Below are 24460 nucleotides of genomic sequence, written 5' to 3'. Positions count from 1 at the left end.
CACTGAAATATGGAGCCGGCTAACTCATCCCTACATTTGCAGCCAGCACGACCAATTCAATGTGCGACAAAAGCACTTCAGTCTAGCACTTTATTCGTCAATAAGCTGCCCCACACTGGTAAGAGGTGCTCAATCGATATCGCTCGCCATCCAGTCAGTGCCGCTTTCCAGCAGACACGTAACGAACTGCGAGACTTTATCGCTTTTCGCCCCGTATGCGGTATAAACACCCACGTTGCCCCGTTTTTCTGCATTAACCCAAAGCATGTTAATTCCCTTAGCGCCGAGAAATGACGCGGCTTTATCGGTGTAAGGCATGACAGCATGCGTACGTTGCAACAACGAGATGCTGGCTGAGAGTGAGTCGAGATCAAAGGCATGCGGGTGAAGGTTTAGCAACGGTGGTAAAGGGCGAGAAAGTAAGTGGGCATGGCGAGGATGATCGGGTGTCACTCGCAATAATGGCCAGTCAAAAAGATGTGCTGACAACACCGGCTGATGGTGGCGCTTTAATTGGTCAAACAAAGGATGATCCTGATGTGCAAACCAAGCTTCTGTATCTTGGAACAACGGGGTAAAACGCACCTGACTGGTGGCAATTAGTTCACTAATTTCATGGCCAATAAAAACATCAATATCGCCATTTAAAAGCGATGACATTAATGCCAACCGATTACCAAACTCCATATGCACCGAACACTGATGCTCGGCTTGATACGCCACCACCGCCGATTCAACAAACAAAGGCCACCAGGCTTCTCCCGTCCCTAGCTTAACCTGTCCGGCTTCTCTGGCTTGTAACACATGCAACTGTGCTTGTAATCGTTGGCGCGCAGCGTGTTGGGCCGTTGCGTGCTGATAATAAAGCTCGCCAGCAGCCGTCATACTGACGCCACGCGGATGCCTTATTAATAATTGGCTTGATAGACGCTGTTCTAACTTTTGGATTTGCGCGGTCAATGTAGGCTGACTGATCCCTAGCTTTAACGCTGCGGCTTTGATGCTGCCACTCTCAGCCACAGCCAAAAAATAACTTGCCGCTTTTTCTACGTCCATTGCATCACCGTTCACATTTTTGCTTTAACCGTTATAGTTTAAAACACTTACTCGCATCAATCATAGCCGTTAAATAGGTTTATTTTCACTCTTTGGTATAGCCATATAGCTATAACAAAGAGAGAGTTATCTATTTTTAATCCCCGTCTTGGGCAGGTACATTCATATCCATTATCGAACGCGTGTTCAAACTGATAAAAAACAAAGAGGTAATGGGTATGCAGTACGCTTGGTGGCATGATGCCGTTGTTTATCAAATCTACCCACGTAGTTTTTACGACACCAATGATGATGGCATTGGCGATCTGAACGGAATTATCGAGAAACTCGATTACTTACATTGGCTCGGCGTCAATGTGTTATGGCTATCACCGGTGTACCAATCGCCGATGGATGACAATGGCTACGACATTTCCGATTACTGCGCGATCGCGCCTGAATTTGGCACCATGGAAGACATGACGCGCTTGATTGATAAAGCCGGCTCGCTCGGCATCAAAATCGTGATGGATTTGGTAGTCAATCACACCTCCGACGAACACCCTTGGTTCCAAGCTGCGCTTCAAGACAAAAATAGTCCCTATCGCGACTTTTACATTTGGCGTGATGCCAAACCCGATGGCAGTGCGCCGGATGATCAAGGCTCAATTTTTGGTGGCAGCGCATGGCAATGGGAGCCAAACACCGAGCAGTACTACTTTCACTTGTTCTCCAAACGTCAGCCCGATCTGAATTGGGAAAACCCCGCCGTCCATGACGCCGTGTATAAGATGATGAACTGGTGGATTGACAAAGGCATTGGCGGATTCCGCCTCGATGTAATTGATTTAATTGGTAAAGAGATCGACAAAGGCATCACTGGCAACGGCCCGCGCCTTCACCCTCTGCTGCAGGCGATGAACCAAGCAACATTTGGCGGCAAAGACTTGCTCACCGTCGGCGAAACATGGGGCGCAACGCCGGAGATTGCCAAGCTTTATAGCGCACCGGAACGCAATGAACTCTCCATGGTGTTCCAATTTGAACACATTACCGCGACCTGGAAAGACGGCGATAAATGGCAGCCCGTGCCGCTGGATGTCGCCGCCCTTAAACAGGTACTGTTCAAATGGCAACAAGAGCTGGCCGATAGCGGTTGGAACTCACTGTTTTGGAACAACCACGATTTGCCGCGCGCCGTATCCAAATTTGGTCACGACGGCCAATACCGAACCCGCTCGGCAAAAATGCTCGCCACAACCTTGCACTTAATGAAAGGCACGCCCTATATCTACCAAGGGGAAGAGATTGCGATGACCAATGTCGCCTTCCCGTCTATCGACGATTATCAAGACATCGAAACCCGCAATTTCTACGACTTGCGTGTGGCAGAAGGGGTCGATCCCGACACTATGATGGAGGCGGTATACCAAAACAGTCGCGATAACGCCCGCACCCCGATGCAATGGGATAACGCACCGCAGGCAGGCTTTACCCAAGGAACACCGTGGTTACCGGTTAATCCTAACTACCCCACCATCAATGTGGCACGAGCGACTGAAAATAGTGGCTCGGTGCTTTATCACTACCGCGAACTGATCAAGCTCCGTAAGCAATACCCAGTGATTGCACATGGCCAGTTTGCGCCTGTAGAAGAAGCCCACCCTGACGTGATCGCCTACGAGCGCTTCGACGATACCCACCGTATTCTCGTGGTCAGTAACTTTAGCGAGCAAAAACAAACCATCACCCTCCCCGAACACTGGCACGATAAGGCCTTAACTTGCCTTAGCTACAATATGGATCCGGTCAAACAGTTAAGCACCACCTACAAACTGGCTCCTTATGAGTCGTTTGCGGTGATGCTGTAGCAAGACGTTTAGTCGCCGATATCATCACGCGCCTGCAGATAGCTGCAGGCGCCCAGCCAAAGGCGACTCACCCCTCTTACACGCCATAAACGACGTCTACCGAAGGCATTAATACATATACCCAAGCCAATCCATATGCCCTGTAGGCCATGATTTGTCTGTCATCGGTTTTACATACAATTCATCAACATACTCGACCGCAACGCCATAGTTGGTGTGTTCATGAATGCGTAGCCAAGAGGCATGTGACTTGACAAGCTGAAAGCCATTAGCCACATAAAAATCGTGCAGCTCAGAGATGAGAATAATGAAATCAACATCTTTGTCTTTGGCATAGTCAGTCAGTTGCGCCAGCATACCCGAGCCAATCCCTTTTCTTTGCCAAGCGCTGTCGATGCAAAAATCACTCACGCCTAACACTTTATACACCTCACCACCGACATTCACTGCCCTATAGTCTAAACCCATACAACCAATCAGTTGATTACCTTGGTACTGCAAAGCTCGCATGTGGAGAAGCTGCTTATAGTAAGAACGGGAAACTTGGTGGTCAGGAAATGCCTTGTTTCTAAGCGCTTGAATAGCCTCATGCTGTGCGTTCGACACTTCGATTTCTGGGAGAGCTTCCATGTTTAAGCTATTGATAATAAATCCATTTATTCAATTATTAACCAGTTCGCCATACTAATAGGGTTCCTATCATCTTGGCTCATAGGTGACGGGGAAATGTGTTTTAGCTCACACAATAAAAATGGCGGCTTCTACGTAAAGTAAAAGCCGCCATTACTTACTCAACATTAACTTACGCAAATCTCTCTCAGCACGCATAACAAACAGAATAAACACCTTGTCTCCGTCTTGCTTATAGAAAACACGACATGGATTAACGACAACTTCACGATAACTTAAATGTTCTAGTTCGGGTGGAATACGACCTGACTCTGGGAAAGTTTGTAGTCGTTCGACGTTAGAGAAGATCGTTTGTACTAACTGTTTTGCAGCAACAATATTGTCAAGTGCGATGTATTCTGCGATATCGTTGAGGTCAGATAACGCTGGATCAGTCCAGATTATTTCAGCCATTTTGACATTTTGCCCTTGGCTTCATCATGACTTACCGCTTTACCGTCAGCTAGTGCGCGTTCACCTCGTGCTATCCCCTCAAGAATCGCTAAACGATGTTGCATAAACTCGTAGTCATCAACATCAACTAGATACGCGGATGGCTTACCATGCTCAGTAATTAATACTGGTTCTTTGGTGTCGTGGAGATCAGCGAGGATCTTAGTTGCTTGACGTTTGAGTGATGTAACTAGTTCTACTTTCATGAGAGCTGCTCCAAAGGAAGACTAAAGTGATACTATTCTATCACTCTGAGTATAGCAAGCTACATGACGGCTAACGAATGACATGGATTCTCCCTCTTGAAGGCCTGCCACACTTAGGTGCGGCCTTTAACCTTTAATAACGGAGGTAAACATGTCTACTCAATTCTTTTGTGGCGTTGATCTCGCCAAGCACCACTTTTCTCTTCACGCAGCTCATTACTCTTTCTCGCCACCGATAAACCGATACACCAAGGGCCTAATATTGCGCCAGCGATGGGAGCACCCCAGAATAGCCATAGTTGTGCGGTGATAGTTGTGCTATGGCTGAAAAAAGAGCGTGATTGCATTGTGCCATACTGCCAATGAGCGCTTTTGCTTCCCCCTGCTTTCTCCCTCTTGTAGACTACGCGCGCGTTGACTATCTACTGATAAGAAAATTGATTTATGCCTGCGATTACACCGGCCTTTAAAGTGATAGACGGTTTCTCTCTCTGTGCCACTGACACAGAGCGCCTTGATGTATTCTTTACCTACCTGCGTGAGGGTGCGCCCGAGCTAGCAGAGTTGCGTCTTGAGCAGCTTGTCTTAGCGTTAGCCAACTCCCCCTCTCAAGCCACGCTCTTTGCCAATAGCGTTTGCAATGAGGCCAAGAAAATAAAGCTGTCACCGGCGTTTGTGCAGCTGGGGATTTTCTCTAAAAACGGCCTTGTGACTGACATTTTTGGTCGACTTTATAACAAAGTCAATCCACCGCCTAAGCGCTGTAACGATATTAACGACCTATTAAGTTACTTTGTGGGAGGGGAAGATAAAGCGTGGGTCAAAGCCATCTCTCATAAGTGCTGGTTTAAGCTATACCGCCTATTAGTAAAAAGTGCCGCCCCAGAAGCAATTCGCTCAACCGGGGCTTATATGAAAAGCGAGTTGTGTTATTCGCTAGAAATGCTCTCTATCTGGATTGCCGCGGAGGAATTGGACCCAGAGTTATTGCGCATTGATCGGCGTCTCAGCGAGGTTGATTCACCGTTCATTGCATTGCAGCGTGAAACCCACCAACTTGTGAACGCGATTAAAAACGACACGTTGGATCCCAAAGACAGGGCACATTTTTGGGTGATAATTGAGCAATGCCAGCAGCAGGTTAAGCGGATCCGAGCTCGTGGTATTAACCAAATGGGCTTCTCCGCGCACGCTTCACGTATGCTTGAGCGCTTGGATCAAACGTTAAACCGAATGGTGCTCCTGATCCAAATCTTAGACTTTCGGCACCCACACCAAAAAGCACGCTGCGTATTAAACCTCTGGCGGCAATTGCTTATTTCAGTGACTGAACGCAACAGTGTACGCGCGATTTATCGCAAAAGTACCCGCACATTCGCACAAAGCGTGACACAAAATAAGAGCAACCACGGCGAGCATTATATCGCCAAAACCAAAAACGATTACTTTAAAATTCTGCGCGGCGCCTGCGGCGCAGGGGTGATTATTGCCCTGTTAGCATGGGTAAAAATGTATATCGAGACCCTGCAATTATCACCACTTAACAATGCATTACTGGTCAGTTTAAACTACGGCGTCGGCTTTATGCTGGTGCACATTTTACACTTTACCATTGCCACCAAGCAGCCGGCGATGACCGCGGCAAACTTTGCTGCACATGTAGAAAAGAACAAACAAGGGCGCACGCGTAGTAAAAAGCTGGCACGGTTACTGATCAATGTGAATCGTTCTCAGTGGTTTGCAGTCTGGGGCAATATCACCGCGGCAATTATCGTAAGTGTGTTGGTTAGTCTGCTTTTTAGCCATTTATATGGCAACCCGGTACTAAACAGCGAACAAGTGGCCTATCAAACCGCTGCGATTCATCCGATCCATGGTTTAGCCTGGCTTTACGCCGCTATCGCTGGGGTCTGGCTATTTTTGTCAGGTATTATTACCGGCATACTCGATAATCGGGCGGACTACATTGAGTTGAAAGATCGGTTAATCGGCCATCCGTTATTCCGCGCAATCTCGCTTCAACGACGAGAGCGGATAGCGCTGTATATTCATCAAAACTATGGCGCATTGGGGGGTAACTTTATTTTTGGTGTGCTTTTAGGCATGACCAGTTACTTAGGCTATCTTATTGACGTTCCGCTTGATATTCGCCATGTTGCCTTTTCTTCTGCCCATGCGGCCTATGCGCATATTAGCGATTACCAGTCGTGGTTGTCGGTTTTATCCAGCCTGTTTTTTGTATTGATGATTGGCTTTATCAATCTGTGGGTCAGCTTTGGCCTCGCGTTATTCGTCGCGCTGCGCTCGCGTAACTGCGAGCTAGACATCGCATCGGTCCGATCCGCCGTTATCAACCAAATAAAACAACGCCCAACCTCTCTGTTTTGGCTAAATGATCACCAGCCCCTGACTAAATCACAATCGTCTAGTCAGCGTCGTACGCCATAGATAACAGACATGACATCGACGAGGGCTCATGCAAAAACGTCAGTTTAGTCCGCGATTAACCGCTATCATGCCGCTGTAATCACAGCGGCATTTTTGTCTAGTCGGCATAGGGTATCTACTGAAAAGATAGACAATTTAAGGTCTACCCTTTTTCTCTTTGATGATTTAGCTATCAATGTAAACGTTGAGCGCGCATATAAATTTATAGCTTTCATCACGTTATAGACATTAATCACACGGTTATCACAGGTAAAAAAGATCACGACGCTCATATTTTTTATCTCGTCTACGCTTATAAGAAGATAAAAAAATTGGAGGCACCATGCCCAAACACCTGTTCAAACTCGCTTTCTCAGTATTACTACTGATCACGACACCCGCTCGTGCCGATGTGCTGACTATGCCTTTAATCAAGGACTCAAAAAAATCGATATCGAACAGATAATGAAAGAACGTTTGGGCGAATAATCTCCCTTACCAATAAAAGCGATCGAAATGGATCGTGCGGCAAAGACAAATGGAAGAGTAGCGCTATGTTTAAGAGTCTTAAAGCAATACTTGTCACTCAAGTGATTATTGCTGTTTCTATCGTGTTAGGCATATCAAGTTATATTGATTACCAGAGCACGAAAAAGGAACTGAGTAGCGCGCTTGAAACCACCGTGGCTAAAGCCACCAACCGAATGAACCTCAGTCTCCCAAAAGCGATTTGGGATTTTGATTTGGAAGCGGCGAAGTTATCCATTTCTGCCGAGCTCAAAGCGCCAGATATAAAAGCGGTAAGAGTGCTTGATAAACAAGGCGAAACCATGGTGTTTTTGCGTCTTGGCCAAGACAATGGCGAAGACGGTGAAAGGCAGGCAAAAACGATTGGTGATGATGAAAAATCGATGTACGAATCGATGATGCTGAAAGAGACCGAGCTGTCATTTACCGAATATGGAGAAACCAATCAAGTCGGTACATTACAAGTTTTCTACAATACTGAGCGATTAGAAGCCGCACTAGCAGACACACTGAAACGAAGCGTTATCGAACTCGTCGTGCTTGATCTTGTCATTATTGTGTTCCTAATTCTGGCACTCACTGCAACGGTGGTGAAACCACTCAATGATCTCACTGCTAGAGTTCGTGAATTAGCCAGTGGCGATGGTGATCTTTCTAAAGTTATCCCCGCGCCAAAGTATAAAGAATTTGCTCAGATAACCGAACATATTAATCATTTCACCGCCTCTCTTCGTGAGATCGTCAATGAAGTGACACAAGCATCAATTAATCTCGCCAGCGTCTCAGCAGAAAGTGGACAAATGGCACGAACCAACGCCGAGCGTTTAGAACAGCAAAAACAGAGCCTGTCTACCGTCGCTGCGGCCGCAACACAAATGAACCAGTCGATAGCAACGGTTGCGGATACAGCGAATGATGCAGCGACACATGCTGCCAATGCAACCGATCTTGTCAATCAAGTCTACGGCATTATTGAAAGTTCAGCATCTGAAATTATTAACATGCGTACTGAGATGGAAAATGTGAATACTGAAATGCACAAGCTGTTAGAAGAGGGGGAGAAAATYTCAGGTGTCGTCAACGTGATCAACGATATTTCAGAAAAAACAAACTTATTAGCATTGAATGCCGCGATTGAGGCCGCACGAGCGGGCGAACAAGGGCGAGGGTTTGCGGTTGTCGCCGATGAAGTGCGTAGCTTATCAGTGAAAACCAGCGAATCGACTGAGAAAATCCAATCCAACATTAAGTCACTGAGTGACGCAACGGAATCGGTTGAAAAAGAAATCAATCGTATTAGTAGCATCTTAGAAAGCACCGCAGGACGCGTATCAGAATCACAAGAATCCGTTAGCCAAGTGCGCGAAACAATTACGGATATTTCTGAGCGCAGCGGCCAGATTTCGCAAGCAACCGATGAGCAGCGTCAGGCCATCGATGAAGTCAGCCAAGCGATTAACGAGGCCTCAGAAGCGACTAATCAGGTTACAGAAGGGGCACAAGATAATGCCACGCGCACTGATAAAGTGCTGACGCTCAGTGAGGATATCAAAGGGCAAATGGAGAAGTTTAAAACCTAGCTCAAGCGCTAATAAAAAGGAGAACACATGAAAAAGTTAATCTCAGTTGGCTTAGGGTTATTACTACTTATACCCAGTGCCATAGCTAAAACATTGACAGCTGCGCAAGATCCTTGGCCACCTTTCGTGACTGAGGATCCAGAGCGACCTGGTATTTCTGTTGAGCTAGTGACAGCAGCCATGGAAACACAAGGCTATCAGGTGGACTTTAAAAATATGCCATGGGCACGTGCACTGGATGCAGTGAATAAAGGGAATATCGATATATTACCGGCAACGTGGCACACCAAAGATCGCACTGAATTTTTGCACTATAGTGATGCATACATGGATAACGAGCTGACGTTTATAAAACGGTCTGGCGATGGCTTCCAATTCTCTAACTTGAATGATCTTGAGGGTAAAGCCGTTGGTGTTGTGCGTGATTACGGTTATGGTGATGCCTTCTTAAGTGCCACAAACTTTGAAAAACCAGTTGCCAATAATCTTGCAAAAAATTTAAGAAAGTTACTAGCCAGCCGAATAGATTTGACTCTGGAAGATAAAATCGTCGCCCAGTCCGTCATGCAAAAAGAAGGGCTTGATAGTAACCAGTTTTCTTTTACTGATAAGTCACTATCAACCAACGCTTTGCATGTGACGAGTGGTAAGGACAACCCAGATGGAAGAGCGATTATTGATGCTTATAACCAAGGACTTAAAGCTATCAAGGAAAACGGTACATTTGAAAAAATCGTGAAAAAATACGGTGTCGATTAATAAACAATGCACCCATGACATAAAAAGAGGTGCGATTGCACCTTTTTTATTACTATTTACGTGCGTTAAGTTCGCACGTTTAGTTTAAATAACCATCAAGTATTGATTTTAATTGACCGGACTGACGCATGGATTCAAAGTTTTGGTCGAGCAATGCTTTTATATCATTAGCCTCTGGGTATTCACGCGAAATCATCATATAGAACTTATCACCCATATTGCCAGGAATCGGCTCGACTTGCATCCCGCCAGCGAGATAATCAATGCCTTGTGCCGCTTTGAACCCTGCGAGTATTTCGTAGCATGCTAAAAATACATCACAGCGCCCTGCTTGCGTCTGTTTTACCAGTTGCTTAACGTCTAACGCCAAAATCAGAGCAAACAAGGTGACACGATTGATGGAATACCCAAAAGCGAGATCAAGCCCCAGCGCCGCGCCATAGCTAATCGGAATCGCGATGGCCACGACCAAGGCACTGCGCCAGTTTAAAAACAGCCCCACAAACACCACCACGGTCAGCATGGCAATGCCTAAGCTCGAGACTAAATTATTGACTTTAGCATCAGCGGTTTGACCATAGTTGCGAATAATCTCAACCTCTACGCCCTCCGGGAACTATCACTTAACGTGGCGACATCTTGTAAGTACACAGGCTTGCCATTCACAACCGCGACAACTAACTGGCGAATATCGTCACGGCTTTGATACCACTGTCCGGTTTCAAGGACATACCGCTGGCCTCGATGCTGAATATCACCGGCGTTACGTTTTTGATGACTCAGTGAAAACGCACGGGTTAAATCGGCCACACTGATTTGATAACTTGCCATTGCCGCCGGATCGAAAGCCACTAACACCTGGCGTGGCATACCCCCGACAACGTTAACCACATTGGTTTGGGGAAGGGCTTTTAAATCCAAAGTGGCTTGCTCAGCAATACGACGCAGCGCGTAATGATCGACAGTATCTGGCTTATCGCTACGCAGCGCCGCCATCACAATAGGGACATCATCAATTTCAACTGGCTTAATCGCCCACTCGCTCACCGCGGCAGGGATCGCATCTTGGTTGGCGTACAGCTTGTTATATAGCTTGACCAGCGCTGACTCGCGATCTTCTCCAACATAAAAACGCACGGTCACACGCGCCGATCCGGTTTGTGTCGTGGAATAAACATACTCCACCCCGTCTATTTGACTGACTTTTTTCTCCAGCGGCTGCGTCACCTGCTTTGCCACTTGTTGCGCGCTTAAGCCCGGTGCTTGTATCAGCACATCTGCCATCGGCACCACAATTTGCGGATCTTCTTCTTTGGGTGTAAGCCACAGCGCGGCAGCCCCAACCAAAAGCGCCAACGCAATTAAAATAGGCGGAAAAAAACTGTTCATCACACGGGTAATAAACGGGCCTTGAGGTTGATCATCTCGCATAGCAGTTCCTTGTTGCTGTCGTCCGTGCGCATCCTTTACGGAATAGATATAACGTCTACATGCCTAGATATAACTTAGTTAACCATCGCCGTCTGATATGTTGTTAGCATCACAACAACGAGTAATAAATCAAGATTACGGGCAATAGATGCGTTGTAACGTGGCGATAATATCCGCGACGTTGGGATCTCGTAAGCGATAAATACCTGCTGTGATGATTTACGTACGCTCACCAGTTGATGACGTTTGAGCACGCTTAAGTGTTGAGAAAACGCCGACTGACTGAGGCTCGAACCTTGTTGCAACTGTCCCACATGGGTCTCTCCAGCCAGTAGCTGACATAACACCACCAGGCGCTCAGGATGCGCCATTACCTTCAACAAGGTCGCCGCTTTCGATGCTTGTTGTCGCATTGCGCCAATGTCCATATCAGGCACATTATCTTTTTCATATAACCCTGTCTGAACCACCATGTTAGGCTCCTGTTGTAAGGACTTCATTAAGCTTAGCTCCCTTTATTATTTAGTCAACTCTAATTTAGACATATTATCATTAGACTTTTCTAAACATAGCGACTACAGTGAAACTAACGCTGGATTCAATCCACATAACAGGACACGCACCCAAAGCAACCAACGTCAGTCGAGCGGTAGCTACGGTGCAATATCAATGCAAAGGAGTCTTACAATGACAATTGAAAATGCAGTTCGCGTGATCGCTGGCAGCATAGTGCTGCTTTCTGTGGTACTTACCCTCACCGTGCACAGCCAATTTGTTTGGCTTACTGTATTCGTGGGCGTAAACCTCATTCAAAGCGCGTTTACAGGGATTTGTCCGGCAGCCTTTTTCCTGAAAAAACTTGGATTACGTCACGCTTAACGGAGTCAAAATGACCAAGATAGTAATTATTGGAGGCGTCGCCGGTGGCGCTTCTGCTGCAGCTCGTGCACGCCGTCTGACCGAGGACGCTGAGATCATTATGTTCGAACGCGGCCCCTACGTTTCGTTCGCTAACTGTGGTTTGCCTTACCATATCGGTGGCGATATCACGGATCGCAGTAAGCTCTTGCTACAAACACCAGATAGTTTTCGTGCGCGCTTTAATGTCGATGTGCGTATTAATAGCGCCGTCAGTAACATTGACCGCGAAAACAAAACCGTTACGGTCACTCGGGCCGATGGCAGCACCTATCAAGAGAGCTACGACAAATTACTATTAAGCCCTGGCGCGGCGCCAATTATGCCGCCAATTCCTGGCTTAGATAACCCACTCACGCATTCTTTGCGCAACATCCCGGACATGGATGCAATTTTGCACACCATCGAGATGAACAACCCCAGTCACGCAACCGTCGTCGGCGGAGGCTTCATTGGTCTTGAGATGATGGAAGCACTCCATCAGCGTGGCATTGAAACCACCCTTTTAGAAATGGCCGATCAGGTGATGACGCCGGTTGACCGCGAAATGGCAGGCTTTGCCCATCAGAGCATTCGTGATCATGGCATTGATTTACGCCTGGGGACGGCCTTGGCGTCGGCCGAATACATTCCAACCACGCATGTGGCCAGTGATGACGCCGGTGAACCCAGTGAACCGCAACACTTAGAAGGTTTACTGAGCCTCACGCTAAATAATGGTGACACGCTACACACTGAATTGTTGATCATGGCTGTCGGCGTAAAACCTGAAGTCACCCTAGCACAACAGGCCGGCCTGGCGATTGGTGAAAAAGGCGGGATCGTGGTCAACAGCACCATGCAGACCCAAGACCCAGATATTTATGCGGTCGGGGATGCCGTCGAAGAAATCGACTTTGTCACTCACAAGCCGACGCTGGTACCACTGGCTGGACCGGCTAACCGTCAAGGGCGCATGGCCGCTGACAACATGCTAGGAAGCACTGAGCATTATCTTGGCACCCAAGGCACCGCCATTTGTAAGATTTTCGATCTGGCCGTTGCCTCTGTGGGCCAAAATGAGAAGCAACTTAAACAGGCCAACATTGATTACCAAAAAGTCTATGTTCACGCGGCAAGCCATGCGGGTTACTACCCGGGCGCAGAAATTGTCTCGTTTAAAATGTTATTTGCACCCAACACGGGCGCTATTTTAGGCGCACAAGCGGTAGGCAAAGATGGCATTGATAAACGCATTGATGTCATGGCGGTTGCACAGCGTGCCGGGATGACGGTTGAGCAACTACAGCATTTGGAGCTGACCTATGCCCCACCGTATGGCAGTGCTAAAGATGTGATCAACCAAGCCGCTTTTGTAGCAACTAACCTGATCAAAGGTGACGCAAAAGCGGTTCATTATCACGATTTAGCGACCCTAGGTGATGACCAAGTGCTTCTGGATGTGCGCAATGCCCCTGAACGCGAAAACGGTGAGTATATCGAAGGCGATATCCATATTCCGGTTGACGAACTGCGCGGGCGCATTCATGAGCTCCCCAAAGACAAAGAAATTTTGATTTACTGCCAAGTCGGCTTGCGCGGCAACGTCGCCTATCGCCAGTTAGTCAATCATGGCTTTAAAGCCCGTAATTTACTGGGCGGCTATCGCACTTACAAGTTTGCCACAGCTTAAATACGAATCATTGCCAGTCAAAAGCCACAAGCGCGAGCCAATGCTCGCGCTTTTTGTTTATTGGAAAACCCGCCCAACCTGGCTTATACCTATTAAGTTATCATCATAATTTGTCAGTTTTGTTGATAATCAAGGTACCGACTTAGGGCTCACTCCTTTTGTCCCACAGCTTTAAGGCCATTAACAGAGAGGATCAATATGCTAGGTCGTTCTAACTCTCACCTACAAGCGCTTGAGCAAGCAATTATCGCGGTTGTCACCATTGATCACCACAATAACATCACTTTCTTTAATCAGGCAGCAGAGGACATTTGGGGATATTCAGCAAGCGAGGTGAAAGGAAAGAACGTAGCAATGCTGATCCCCACCGAATTACAAGCCAACCACGACAGCTACGTCAACCGACACAGATCTGGGGGCGAAGATCGCATCGTCGGGCGTTCTCGTGAAGTGCAGCTTAGACGAAAAGACGGCTCATTGACTTGGGTGCAACTGTCTTTATCCAAGATACGCGTCTCTGGCAAAATTCATTACACGGCATTTGTTCGTGATGTTACCGCTGAACGAGATGCGCGAGAGATGATGACCCAAACCCTCGAACAAGCGCTTGATGCTGTGGTGTGTATTGATGAAAACAATTGTATTACCTTTTGTAACAAAGCGGCCGAGCAGCTGTGGGGATACAGCAAAGAAGATGTTCATGGCAAGAACGTTAAAATGTTGGTGCCTCATGCAATCCAAGCCAACCATGATGACTATGTAAATCGCAACCGAAAGACCGGCGAAGATAGAATTGTTGGCACCAGTAGAGAAGTCGAGATCGAACATAAGGATGGTCATCGACTCTGGGGGCAGCTCTCACTATCGAAGGTACATCTTGGTAATCGAACACTTTATACTGCCTTTGTAAAAGATGTCACTGAGACTGTGCAACGCCGGGAAGAAATGCAGTTATTGTCCATGGTGGCAAACGAAACCGATAACGCAGTTGTCGTGACTAACCCTCAAGGGAAAGTGGTTTATGTAAACCGTGGTTTTGAGCGGATGTCAGGCTATAGCTTAGATGAGATGAGAGGGAAAAAGCCTGGTCATATTCTTCAAGGAGCAGATACTAGTCCTGAAACCGTGCAAAACATTCGTGATCATCTTGCCCGCCATGAGCCCTTCTATGATGAGATTCTAAATTATACTAAAGATGGGCAGCCTTACTGGATATCGCTTTCTATCAACCCTATTTGGGACGACAACCACCATATTACGCACTATATCTCTGTGCAGGCCAATATTACTCAGGTAAAACAAACCTACTTAGATTTCACCCGCAAATTAGATGCTATCAGCGGCGCATTAGTTATTATGGAAATTTGCCCCGACGGTAAACTTGATTCCATAAACTCTCTATTTGAAGACGCCTTGAAAAATATCGGTACGCGATGCGAAGACGCCTCCTATGACATCTACCATAAAATCACACACGAATTAAAAGAAAGTATCGATAAACAAGGCCATGCCTCTACCCTCATTGAGTTTAATGGAAAAGGGGAGCAACTCGCAATTGATGCGAGGATTTGTGTACTCAAAGATTTTTCCGGCAATATACTCAATTATGTCATGTTTGGTATTGATATCAGTGCTCGACGTAAAACCGTGGCAAAAACGCAAACATCAATGCAGTCCGTTTCTCAGTCAAGCCAGGAAGTGATGAAAATTATTGATACTATCAACAACATTTCCGAGCGCACCAATCTTCTGGCACTGAACGCAGCGATCGAGGCCGCTCGTGCCGGTGAGCTCGGACGCGGCTTTGCGGTGGTCGCCGATGAAGTTCGCCAATTAGCTCAAGTCTCTCACCAGTCGAGCAAACAAATTAGCGAGTTGGTAGAAAGTACCGTGCAAAGCATTGATGAGCTTGCGGTTTTATTGAACGACATTGAAAGCTAAAGCGTCAATAAGCGCGAGATCAAAACACTCGCGCTTTTTTCTTTTTATACGTTGGCCAAAGTCATGACCATTAAACCGACTGGGCTACAGCCAACTGCTCTAAAGGCGCTGGATAGCCTAGATAGAAACCCTGCACGTGTTGACAATCAAGCTGCTTTAACAGCATAAGTTGAGTGTGGGTCTCTACCCCTTCAGCTACCACGTTAATATCCAGTCGTTTAGCGATATCGATAATGCCAGCGGTGATCGCTTTGGCGCGACTATCGGTTTCCATCGCTTGAATAAAACTACGATCAATCTTAATTTCATCGACGTTGATCCGGTTAAACATACCTAACGAGGTATAGCCGACCCCAAAATCATCAATCGAAAAGGTGACGCCATGGCGTTTAAGCGTGTCAACCACTCGCGCGCACTCAATAATGTCATCTAATGCGGCAGTTTCTGTGATCTCCAGGCAAAGATAACGAGCGAATTCAGGGTTGGACTGCAAATAGGTATCGATACGTGCTATCGCATCCACACTGTTAAATTCAACCGCAGAGATATTGACCGATACCCGTTTAACCATATTACCTAGCAGCTGACTTTCATTCAGTTGTTTGGTGGCTTTTTCTAACACCAGTGCCGTTAAATCCTCGCAAAAATGCTGCTCTTCAGCGAGAGGAATAAACACACTCGGGGGTATATTGCCATATTGATCATGTGTCCATCTTGCCAATACTTCTAAACCACTTAATTGGCCAGAAACCACATGGTATTGAGGCTGGAAAACAACATCGATTTTATTGGTATCAATCGCCTGCTTAAGATCATTAACCAGGTTTTGCCGCTTTTTAGCCTCTTCTGTCAGATAGATATCATGATATGCAACGGCATTTTTATGCTTCTTCGCTTCGTTCAATGCGCGTGTCGCCGCTGTCATTAAAGCCGTGGTGTCTTCTCCATCCGAGTCAAACACCGCCACGCCTACCGAACAGGTAATGTCTCTATCGTATCGTTGCAAAAACTGGTTACACTGACGATGTAACTTGTCAATGTATGGCGTCATTTCGCTAACATTGGGTAACGTCAGCAAACATGCGAATCTATCGGAGTGAATTCTCGAGGTTAGGTTTTCAGGCACGGTGGGCGTATCTATTTTACGCGCCACCCCAATCAGCAGTTGATTGGTGCGATCAAAGCCCAGCTTATTCGTTACCGATGTATAGTCATCAATGTCAAGCACAAACAACGTATAGCATGATTCCGCATTAGCATGCTGCAGTAATGTATCAGCGCGACGAATGAACACGGAGGGACTATGAAGCCCGGTAACCGTATCGATGTCACTCGCTCGCTCTAAATCACGATAATTTTTCTGTGCCAACGCCCAAAGTAACACTGAGGTAATAACGACAAACAGCAGCCCCTTGAGAGACTGTGCCCAAGTAAACATTTCAAGATTATCGGACAGCACGTTAACCAATTTATCGGAAAACAGCACCCATAAAGAAGCAAAAAAGAAGTAGATTAAGGCCAATTTTAGTGCGTAGTACGCTGTTTTTTTCATTAACACTTCTTAACCTCTTCGTCTCGCTTATTAACTTATCATTAATTATTGCATCTTTTATCGCCGCCGCTAATCATAACAGTTCTATCGCTTCACCGCGGTAACCTTTTACTTACACCAACGAGTGCAAACCGCCTGCGCCTGCCCGCCTAAACATAAAAACAACCTAAATTAGTATTGACTTATTTATGTATCCGAGTATGCTACCCTTCTCATTTAGCCGTAACGTTTTTTGACTCACTGAGAGGAAAATCATGACGTTTCAAATCCCATGGGATGCCTTGTTTGGTGGCATGCTGGTTGGCACTGCCTGTCTCGCCCTTTTAGCACTCAATGGCCGTATTGCCGGGATCAGCGGTATTGTGTCAGGCGCGTTATCATCACACGGCCGTGAAGCTCAATGGCGAGGTCTGTTTTTGCTGGGTATGATCAGTGCGGGGGTCTTCATGCCATTTATCGGTTTTGAACTACCCAACTACACAAGCCTTGCGCCTGCACTCACACCTATGGTTGCCGTCCTCGCGGGGTTGCTGGTCGGGATAGGCACCAAATTAGGTAACGGCTGTACCAGTGGTCATGGCATTTGTGGCATGGGTCGCTTATCGAAACGCTCAATCGTGGCAACGCTCACTTTTATGGGTGCTGCCTTTGTCACTGTTTTTGTTCGTTTACACCTTTAAGGACGTTTATCGCTTATGTTTCGGCTTGTTGCTCTACTCTCAGGCTTTATCTTCGGTGTGGGTATGATGGTGTCAGGCATGGTCAATCCCGCTAAGGTAATTGGCTTTCTGGATGTATTCGGCCAATGGGATCCCAGCCTTGCGTTTGTGATGGGCGGTGCGCTGCTGGTCTTTGTTCCCGGCTACTTTTTGGCCGTACGTCGGCAGAAAAAACCCGTACTGGCCGATCAATTTTGTCTGCCCAAGACGCAAACGCTTGATAAAAAACTCATCGGCGGTGCATTACTCTTTGGCACCGGCTGGGGACTCGCCGGACTTTGCCCAGGCCCGGCAATCACGGCTATTGGCTCCGGCGCACTACCGATCGGTCTATTTGTGATTAGCATGCTAGTGGGGATGCGGCTTGTACAAGTGTTCAATGCCAGCTAAAACCGCGCTCTCGCGACAGAAAGTTAATAAACAACGAGTAAAAAAGAGCAGGCGGCACAATCGCCGCCTGCTCACGGTTTATCCTATTACGACGAGAACAATCCCGACGACAAATAACGATCGCCGCGATCGCAAATAATGGCCACCACCACAGAGCCGGGGTCAGCTTTGGCAACTTGCAGTGCCGCATATACGGCCCCGCCAGCGCTCACACCCGCACAAATCCCCTCTTCTCGCGCTAATGCTCGCGCCGTTTCTTTGGCGTCTTGCTCAGAAATATCCATCACCACATCGATATGCTCATCGGTATAAATACCCGGTAAATACTCAGCCGGCCAGCGCCGTATCCCAGGGATGGCACTGCCTTCTGTCGGCTGCAAGCCAATGGTTTGTATCGCGGGGTTTTGCGTTTTTAGGTACTTTGATGTGCCCACAATGGTGCCTGTGGTGCCCATGCTGGCAATAAAGTGGGTGATTTTTTGTTGGCTTTGCTGCCAAATTTCAGGCCCTGTACCGGTCACATGAGCCTGAAAGTTATCCGGATTATTGAACTGATCCAACACTTTGCCCTTGCCCTGTGCCTGCATGGATAACGCCAAATCACGCGCACCTTCCATTCCCGACGCTTGAGAGACGAGAATCAACTCACTGCCATAGGCACGCATCGCATCTTTGCGCTCCTGGGTAGCATTTTCAGGCATGATTAAAATCAGACGATAGCCTTTAATCGCCGCCGCCATTGCCAGCGCTATCCCGGTGTTGCCACTGGTCGCTTCAATCAAGGTATCGCCCGGTTGGATATCTCCCCGCGTTTCGGCCTGCACAATCATGTTCAGCGCGGGCCTATCTTTGACTGAACCGGCCGGGTTATTGCCTTCAAGTTTAACCAAAACAGTACTCCCCGTATCAGCGCCTAGACGCTGCAAGCGTACCAAGGGTGTTTGTCCTACGTAGTCTTCAAGCGTTGGGAAATCAGTCACGTCTCTTACCTCTGCCTATCTTTTTCACTGGCGTCATGCCGTGGGGCACTGTCTATAAACGCCATGTTACAAGGGTTTATCACTGGCACGCAGATAAATTGTCACTAACATATACAAAATAGTTATAGTAAAACTGTTTTTTATTCCTAATGATTGCTTTTATTCTGTGACTTATAGCGACTTCTTTTGTTGAACAAGCATCAACCGGTCATTAAGGAACATTACAATGAAGATATTCAAAACGCTGGCTCTGTCGGCCCTACTTGCCACCAACAGCGCACAGGTATCCGCCGCTGAACAAACACTGTTGAACTCTTCTTATGATATCGCAAGGGAGCTTTTTGCCGACTACAACCCACTGTTCGCAGAGCACTGGCAAGAAAAAACCGGCGACTCCGTAACGATTAAGCAATCCCATGGCGGTTCATCGGCGCAAGCGCGCGCAATTATGCAAGGACTGCAAGCAGATGTCGTCACCTTTAACCAAGTCACTGATGTGCAGGTACTGCACGATCGTGGCAAACTGATCGATGCCAATTGGAAAGACAACTTCCCCAATAGCAGCTCGCCCTATTATTCCACCACCGCCTTTTTGGTACGTAAAGGCAATCCCAAAAATATTGAAAACTGGGACGACCTGGCCAAAGACGATGTCGCATCGGTCTTTCCTAACCCAAAAACCTCAGGCAATGCGCGCTATACCTATTTAGCCGCGCTCGGTTATGCGCAAAAAACGTTTGGCAAAGACAACACCGAACAGCAAGATGCGTTTTTGAAGCAGTTACTCGCCAATGTGGCCGTATTTGATACCGGCGGCCGTGGCGCAACCACCTCATTTGTTGAACGTGGCATTGGCGATGTCTTAGTTACCTTCGAATCAGAGGTGAATAACATCCGCCAACAATATGGCAGTGATGATTACGATATCGTGGTGCCTAAAACCTCGATCCTGGCTGAATTCCCCGTTGCCGTGGTAAAGCGAAATGCTAAACGCAATAGCACCACTGAACTGGCGACAGAGTATTTGTCTTATCTTTACAGTGAAAAAGCGCAGCGCTTACTGGCTAACTTTAATTACCGCGTTCATCACCAAACCGTCGCAGACGAGTATGCCGATCGCTTCCCTCAGGTTGAATTACTGACGGTAGAAGAGATTTCAGGTAGCTGGGATAAGGCGATGAAAACCCACTTTGCTAGTGGCGGAAAGCTAGACCAGCTCCAGCGCCGCTAATTGCTATTACGACTTAAATCGAGACGTTATGCCATCGTTATCGCATCAACGCCAATCTATGCCACGGGGAGTGCGTCATCAGCGCGTACTCCCAGGGTTTGGTATCAGTCTGGGCGTATCGCTATTGTTTATCAGTCTGATTTTACTACTGCCAGCCAGTGGTTTAATCATGCAAACCAGTCAAATGACTTGGCAGGAATATTGGTTTGCCATCTCAGACCCACGTATTGTCGCCAGTTATAAAGTCACGGCCGGCGCGGCGCTTATCGCTTCCTTATTTAATGGTGCGATTGGACTGCTCTTTGCGTGGGTGTTGGTGCGGTACGATTTTACGGGTAAACGCTTTATTGACGCGTTGGTGGATTTGCCTTTCGCACTGCCCACCGCAGTCGCCGGTGTCACCCTCGCTACCTTGTATGCCGATAATGGCTGGATAGGTAGCGTACTCGCGAACCTCGGTATACAAGTGGCTTATACGCCGATAGGCATTATGATTGCGATGATGTTTACCAGCCTGCCGTTTGTCGTGCGCACCGTACAGCCCGTACTGGAAGAAATTTCTCAAGAGGAAGAAGAAGCTGGCACCTTATTAGGCGCAAGCGATTTTGCCGTGTTTTGGCGCGTTATCCTGCCGACCATCAGACCCGCTTTATTAGTAGGTATCGCCTTATCTTTTACGCGCAGTCTTGGCGAATTTGGGGCCGTGATTTTTATTGCGGGCAATACGCCTTACGTCAGCGAGATCACCTCATTGATGATTTTTGTCCGTTTGCAAGAGTTTAATTTCCCAGCGGCAAGCGCCATTGCTTCAGTGATCTTGATGGCATCATTGTCGTTACTGTTTGCGATCAACCTATGGCAAGGCCGCTACTTAAAACGTATTCACGGTCGCTAAGGATAGCTTTATGACTCCCCACACTGCCCGAATCGGTGATTCTGTTTGGATCAAACGTAGTTTGATTGGCTTAATGCTGATACTGGTTGCGCTCGTGTTGGTGCTTCCCTTATTGAGCATTTTTTCTATTGCATTTTCTGACGGTATTGGTACCTATTTTGAGCACCTTCTTGCCCCCGATACACGCCATGCGATTGGGTTAACGCTATTGGTTGCCGTTATCACGGTGCCGGTTAACTTAGTGTTTGGTGTCATGCTCGCATGGGCGGTAACTCGGTTTCAGTTCCCAGGCCGAAAACTGGTCACCACCTTGWTTGATATTCCCTTCGCGGTATCACCTGTGGTCGCTGGTCTACTCTATTTGCTGCTGTACGGTAGTAACGGCTGGCTAGGCGCGTGGTTGTTTGAGCATGATTTACAAGTGATGTTTGCACTGCCTGGCATTGTTTTAGTCACCCTTTTTGTCACCTGCCCCTTTGTTGCTCGCGAGCTTATTCCGCTGATGCAACAGCAAGGGCACGCCGAAGAAGAAGCGGCGGTGATTTTAGGGGCGTCTTGGTGGCAACTGTTTCGACGCGTCACCTTACCGAACATCAAGTGGGCCCTGATATACGGGGTGATCTTGACCAATGCCCGGGCCATCGGTGAGTTTGGCGCGGTGGCAGTGGTGTCAGGTAGCATTCGTGGCCAAACCAATACTTTACCTTTGCAAGTGCAGCTTCTGTATGAAGACTATCAAACCCAAGCCGCGTTCGCTTGTGCCTCATTGCTTGCCTTTATGGCATTGGCAACGTTAGCGTTCAAAGCCTTAGTGGAGTGGCGTCAGCAACGCGCACAGACAAATGTAACGCCGCTTGATGAGCACAGCGCGTCAACGCCAGCCCAATTTATCCCACAAACGACCCAGAGTGAGCAGTAACATAATGCAAATTCAATTAGACAATATCACCAAACACTTTGGCCAGTTTCAAGCACTTTCGCCGCTATCTCTCACCATAGAAAAGGGTGAAATGATGGGGTTACTTGGACCATCAGGTTCGGGAAAAACCACGTTACTGCGGATTATTGCGGGGTTAGAAAACAGCAATAGTGGCCAAATCCATTTTGGCGAACGCGATGTCACCCAGGTGCATGTTCGCGATCGACGCGTTGGCTTTGTCTTTCAAAACTACGCTTTGTTTAAACACATGACAGTCGCTGAAAACATTGCGTTCGGCTTACAAGTCATGCCGCGGCGCGAGCGCCCTTCAGCGGCCGCCATCACTCAACGAGTTAACGAGCTGCTCGAGGTGGTCCAGCTGGGTCATCTTCGTCAGCGTTATCCCGAACAATTATCGGGCGGACAAAAACAACGTATCGCTCTGGCACGTGCACTCGCGACGCAACCAGAAATTTTACTTTTGGATGAACCGTTTGGGGCATTAGATGCGCAAGTACGTAAAGAACTACGACAATGGTTACGACGCCTACATGATGAAATGGCATTCACCAGCCTGTTCGTCACTCACGATCAAGATGAAGCGCTGGAGCTATCCGATCGGGTGGTGGTGATGAGTAACGGGCAAATTGAACAAGTCGATAGCCCGGTTGATCTGTATGCTTCGCCGAAGAGTCGATTTGTGTTTGATTTTTTGGGGAACGTGAATGTCTTTTCCGGCCAATTTCAGCAAGGGGTATGGAAAAATGGTAACGCCTTTATCGAACCTGCCCTCAATGCGCAGACCAAACAATCCGGCGATTTGTATGTACGCAGCCATGAGCTGACGATCACCGATAAACCGAACAGCCAGGTATCATTGCCCATGCGCGTGGTATCAGTCAACCCTGTCGGCGCCGAGGTACGCGTATCACTGGCACCACAAGGTTGGGAAAGTGATCAATTGTGGGAGGCCACCCTAACTCATCATGCTTGGCAAGCCGCATCGTATCAAAAGGGCGATACCGTTTATGCCATGCCACATATTGGTTATTTCTTTAACCATGACGATACAGCCCCCCACCGCCTACAATGGCCATTTTTGGCGGCAGATAGCTTGGTCTATGATATTTAAATAACATTTTATGTGGCGGTGACCCTATCCTTATCAACGAAAAAAGACAGCAGGTGTCACCCCCCAAACACCTGCTGGTTGTCGCTTAGCATATAACTGGGTGAGTTCTACCCCGCCGCGCCTGTGCGTGCTTGGTGATATTTAACAATGATCTTTCTAACACTTACCTTGTTTGGCATGCCCAGGCGGGCAAAACTTTCCAGACGATCGCGTCTCACTATCTTTTGAGTTCACTTTCACCTCTACATTATCAAGCTCGCCTTCTACACGGGTCAGCTGACAGCCTGATAAAAGAGCAACAGTTAATAGCATCAATATCACATGTTTCAATTTTGGTACTCCACATAATCGAATAAATGTGAGTCTATCAACTACTATCTGACCCTGTGCTAATACAATGACAAAATCATTAATAACCGCCACATGTTTCTATTGGTCATTTACTCACCAAGCTCTACCTTGGCTTATCAAAAAGCTGGACGTCACCGGTGATAACCAAAACAATTTGCTCATCATTTACCCGCGCAATATTTAAGCGGTATAGATACAGATTAAGGAGGCCCATGACCAACCCATCTAGCACAAAGTTTGCGGTACTTGGCGCCGCTCTGGATGGGATGAAGAAGTGATCGAGGACACCGGTCTACAAGCGGCGTATGACCACCAACTGCATGATGATGAGGGCGAGCCCTATCGCGGGATAGAAATAGAAGAAAAGACCAAAACAGCCGAAGCAGAGCGCATAGATGAAAACTAATTACAAAAATGTTATTTAGTACAGATATAAAGTTTAAACTTGATCACAGTTCAAACACAAACTATGCTTTTACATACTGATATGTAATTTAGTTACACATAAGGAGCGTGTTATGTTATCAGCCATTAAGGAACTGTTTACCCCTCACAAAGACTATGCAGGTCGACACATTGATGCTGTTATCGACTGATTAGCGGCGCAAACAGGGACAGAAGCCCATGCTTGGTCTTATCTCCGAGAGCAAGCTGTGTATGAGAATACATTAAACGGCATGCGTATTTACCCGCATGAGCTGAGAAAGTACGCGGCTTAAAACAGACTGCACTCAGGACACCAGCAGATTTTACGTCGTGTGGATGTGGGGTTCGTGCTAGACTCCACGCCATTCAGTGTCT

At 47.4% G+C, this 24460-nt stretch carries 20 protein-coding genes and 3 pseudogenes; 15 read left to right on the top strand and 8 right to left on the bottom strand.

Annotation, left to right across the window (positions count from 1 at the left end; genetic code table 11):
- Nucleotides 1-129 precede the first annotated feature (129 nt).
- Nucleotides 130-1056 (bottom strand): LysR family transcriptional regulator, encoded by a 927-nt coding sequence (locus BZG77_RS01165; protein ID WP_077645870.1) that lies wholly within the window; start codon nt 1054-1056, stop codon nt 130-132.
- A gap of 218 nt (nt 1057-1274) precedes the next feature.
- Between BZG77_RS01165 and BZG77_RS01160 the strand changes: the two genes are divergently transcribed.
- Nucleotides 1275-2906, top strand: coding sequence for a glycoside hydrolase family 13 protein (locus BZG77_RS01160; protein WP_077645869.1), 1632 nt, complete (start codon nt 1275-1277; stop codon nt 2904-2906).
- Nucleotides 2907-3014: 108 nt separating this feature from the next.
- Here BZG77_RS01160 and BZG77_RS01155 read toward each other — a convergent pair whose 3' ends face one another.
- The 3 genes from BZG77_RS01155 to BZG77_RS01145 all read right to left on the bottom strand — a co-directional run bounded on the left by BZG77_RS01155 (nt 3015) and on the right by BZG77_RS01145 (nt 4234).
- Nucleotides 3015-3536: a GNAT family N-acetyltransferase gene (locus tag BZG77_RS01155; protein WP_077645868.1), complete on the bottom strand. Its 522-nt coding sequence runs from the start codon at nt 3534-3536 to the stop codon at nt 3015-3017.
- Nucleotides 3537-3689: 153 nt separating this feature from the next.
- Nucleotides 3690-3989 carry a type II toxin-antitoxin system RelE/ParE family toxin gene (locus tag BZG77_RS01150; protein WP_077645867.1) on the bottom strand — a complete coding sequence of 100 codons (300 nt, stop codon included), beginning with the start codon at nt 3987-3989 and terminating at the stop codon, nt 3690-3692.
- Nucleotides 3977-4234 (bottom strand): type II toxin-antitoxin system Phd/YefM family antitoxin, encoded by a 258-nt coding sequence (locus tag BZG77_RS01145; protein WP_077645866.1) that lies wholly within the window; start codon nt 4232-4234, stop codon nt 3977-3979. The genes BZG77_RS01150 and BZG77_RS01145 overlap by 13 nt, the downstream gene beginning before the upstream one ends.
- A 444-nt stretch (nt 4235-4678) precedes the next feature.
- Here BZG77_RS01145 and BZG77_RS01140 point away from each other — a divergent pair, with 444 nt between their 5' ends.
- The 3 genes from BZG77_RS01140 (at nt 4679) to BZG77_RS01130 (ending at nt 9528) form a co-directional block, all read left to right on the top strand.
- Nucleotides 4679-6682, top strand: a complete 2004-nt coding sequence (locus BZG77_RS01140; RefSeq protein ID WP_077645865.1) for a hypothetical protein — start codon at nt 4679-4681, stop codon at nt 6680-6682.
- A gap of 533 nt (nt 6683-7215) precedes the next feature.
- Entirely contained in the window at nt 7216-8769 is a 1554-nt protein-coding gene (locus BZG77_RS01135) for a methyl-accepting chemotaxis protein (RefSeq protein ID WP_077645864.1), read from the top strand.
- A gap of 27 nt (nt 8770-8796) precedes the next feature.
- Complete coding sequence (locus BZG77_RS01130; RefSeq protein ID WP_077645863.1) at nt 8797-9528, top strand: substrate-binding periplasmic protein; 732 nt, start codon at nt 8797-8799, stop codon at nt 9526-9528.
- A gap of 361 nt (nt 9529-9889) precedes the next feature.
- Here the strand turns inward: BZG77_RS01130 and BZG77_RS01125 are convergent.
- Both BZG77_RS01125 and BZG77_RS01120 read right to left on the bottom strand, forming a co-directional pair.
- A pseudogene (locus BZG77_RS01125) lies at nt 9890-10959 on the bottom strand (efflux RND transporter permease subunit); the annotation flags it as partial.
- 135 nt (nt 10960-11094) lie between these two features.
- Nucleotides 11095-11387 (bottom strand): annotated as a pseudogene (locus BZG77_RS01120) (ArsR/SmtB family transcription factor).
- A 259-nt stretch (nt 11388-11646) separates the two neighbouring features.
- Here BZG77_RS01120 and BZG77_RS01115 point away from each other — a divergent pair.
- The 4 genes and pseudogenes from BZG77_RS01115 (at nt 11647) to BZG77_RS15185 (ending at nt 15490) form a co-directional block, all read left to right on the top strand.
- Nucleotides 11647-11838 carry a YgaP family membrane protein gene (locus BZG77_RS01115; protein ID WP_077460700.1) on the top strand — a complete coding sequence of 64 codons (192 nt, stop codon included), beginning with the start codon at nt 11647-11649 and terminating at the stop codon, nt 11836-11838.
- 10 nt (nt 11839-11848) lie between these two features.
- Entirely contained in the window at nt 11849-13549 is a 1701-nt protein-coding gene (locus BZG77_RS01110; RefSeq protein ID WP_077645862.1) for an FAD-dependent oxidoreductase, read from the top strand.
- A 198-nt stretch (nt 13550-13747) separates the two neighbouring features.
- Nucleotides 13748-14842: pseudogene (locus BZG77_RS15190) on the top strand (PAS domain S-box protein); the annotation flags it as partial.
- A gap of 375 nt (nt 14843-15217) precedes the next feature.
- Nucleotides 15218-15490 (top strand): methyl-accepting chemotaxis protein, encoded by a 273-nt coding sequence (locus BZG77_RS15185; RefSeq protein WP_439438228.1) that lies wholly within the window; start codon nt 15218-15220, stop codon nt 15488-15490.
- 70 nt (nt 15491-15560) lie between these two features.
- Here the strand turns inward: BZG77_RS15185 and BZG77_RS01100 are convergent, their stop codons facing one another.
- Nucleotides 15561-17042: a putative bifunctional diguanylate cyclase/phosphodiesterase gene (locus BZG77_RS01100; RefSeq protein WP_077645860.1), complete on the bottom strand. Its 1482-nt coding sequence runs from the start codon at nt 17040-17042 to the stop codon at nt 15561-15563.
- Between the two features lie 254 nt (nt 17043-17296).
- Here BZG77_RS01100 and BZG77_RS01095 point away from each other — a divergent pair, with 254 nt between their 5' ends.
- Together BZG77_RS01095 and BZG77_RS01090 are read left to right on the top strand one after the other, a co-directional pair.
- Entirely contained in the window at nt 17297-17722 is a 426-nt protein-coding gene (locus BZG77_RS01095) for a YeeE/YedE family protein (protein WP_077645859.1), read from the top strand.
- A 15-nt stretch (nt 17723-17737) separates the two neighbouring features.
- The gene (locus BZG77_RS01090; protein ID WP_077645858.1) at nt 17738-18151 is read left to right on the top strand and encodes a YeeE/YedE family protein; all 414 of its coding nucleotides are present in this window, start codon (nt 17738-17740) and stop codon (nt 18149-18151) included.
- 86 nt (nt 18152-18237) lie between these two features.
- Here the strand turns inward: BZG77_RS01090 and cysM are convergent, their stop codons facing one another.
- Nucleotides 18238-19131 carry a cysteine synthase CysM gene (gene cysM / locus BZG77_RS01085; protein ID WP_077645857.1) on the bottom strand — a complete coding sequence of 298 codons (894 nt, stop codon included), beginning with the start codon at nt 19129-19131 and terminating at the stop codon, nt 18238-18240.
- A 226-nt stretch (nt 19132-19357) separates the two neighbouring features.
- Here cysM and cysP point away from each other — a divergent pair, with 226 nt between their 5' ends.
- The 5 genes from cysP to BZG77_RS15110 all read left to right on the top strand — a co-directional run bounded on the left by cysP (nt 19358) and on the right by BZG77_RS15110 (nt 24065).
- Nucleotides 19358-20362, top strand: a complete 1005-nt coding sequence (gene cysP / locus BZG77_RS01080; protein WP_077645856.1) for a thiosulfate ABC transporter substrate-binding protein CysP — start codon at nt 19358-19360, stop codon at nt 20360-20362.
- Between the two features lie 58 nt (nt 20363-20420).
- Nucleotides 20421-21257, top strand: a complete 837-nt coding sequence (cysT, locus tag BZG77_RS01075; RefSeq protein WP_108743920.1) for a sulfate ABC transporter permease subunit CysT — start codon at nt 20421-20423, stop codon at nt 21255-21257.
- A 10-nt stretch (nt 21258-21267) separates the two neighbouring features.
- Nucleotides 21268-22176: a sulfate ABC transporter permease subunit CysW gene (cysW, locus tag BZG77_RS01070; protein WP_077645854.1), complete on the top strand. Its 909-nt coding sequence runs from the start codon at nt 21268-21270 to the stop codon at nt 22174-22176.
- 4 nt (nt 22177-22180) lie between these two features.
- Nucleotides 22181-23308, top strand: coding sequence for a sulfate/molybdate ABC transporter ATP-binding protein (locus tag BZG77_RS01065; RefSeq protein WP_077645853.1), 1128 nt, complete (start codon nt 22181-22183; stop codon nt 23306-23308).
- Between the two features lie 625 nt (nt 23309-23933).
- Nucleotides 23934-24065 carry a hypothetical protein gene (locus BZG77_RS15110; RefSeq protein WP_021023439.1) on the top strand — a complete coding sequence of 44 codons (132 nt, stop codon included), beginning with the start codon at nt 23934-23936 and terminating at the stop codon, nt 24063-24065.
- The last annotated feature ends 395 nt before the right edge of the window (nt 24066-24460 follow it).

Origin of the sequence: Salinivibrio sp. IB643 (assembly GCF_001996105.1) — a bacterium.
Classification (GTDB): Bacteria; Pseudomonadota; Gammaproteobacteria; order Enterobacterales; family Vibrionaceae; genus Salinivibrio; species Salinivibrio costicola.
This window is presented reverse-complemented; position numbering and strand designations above follow the sequence as displayed.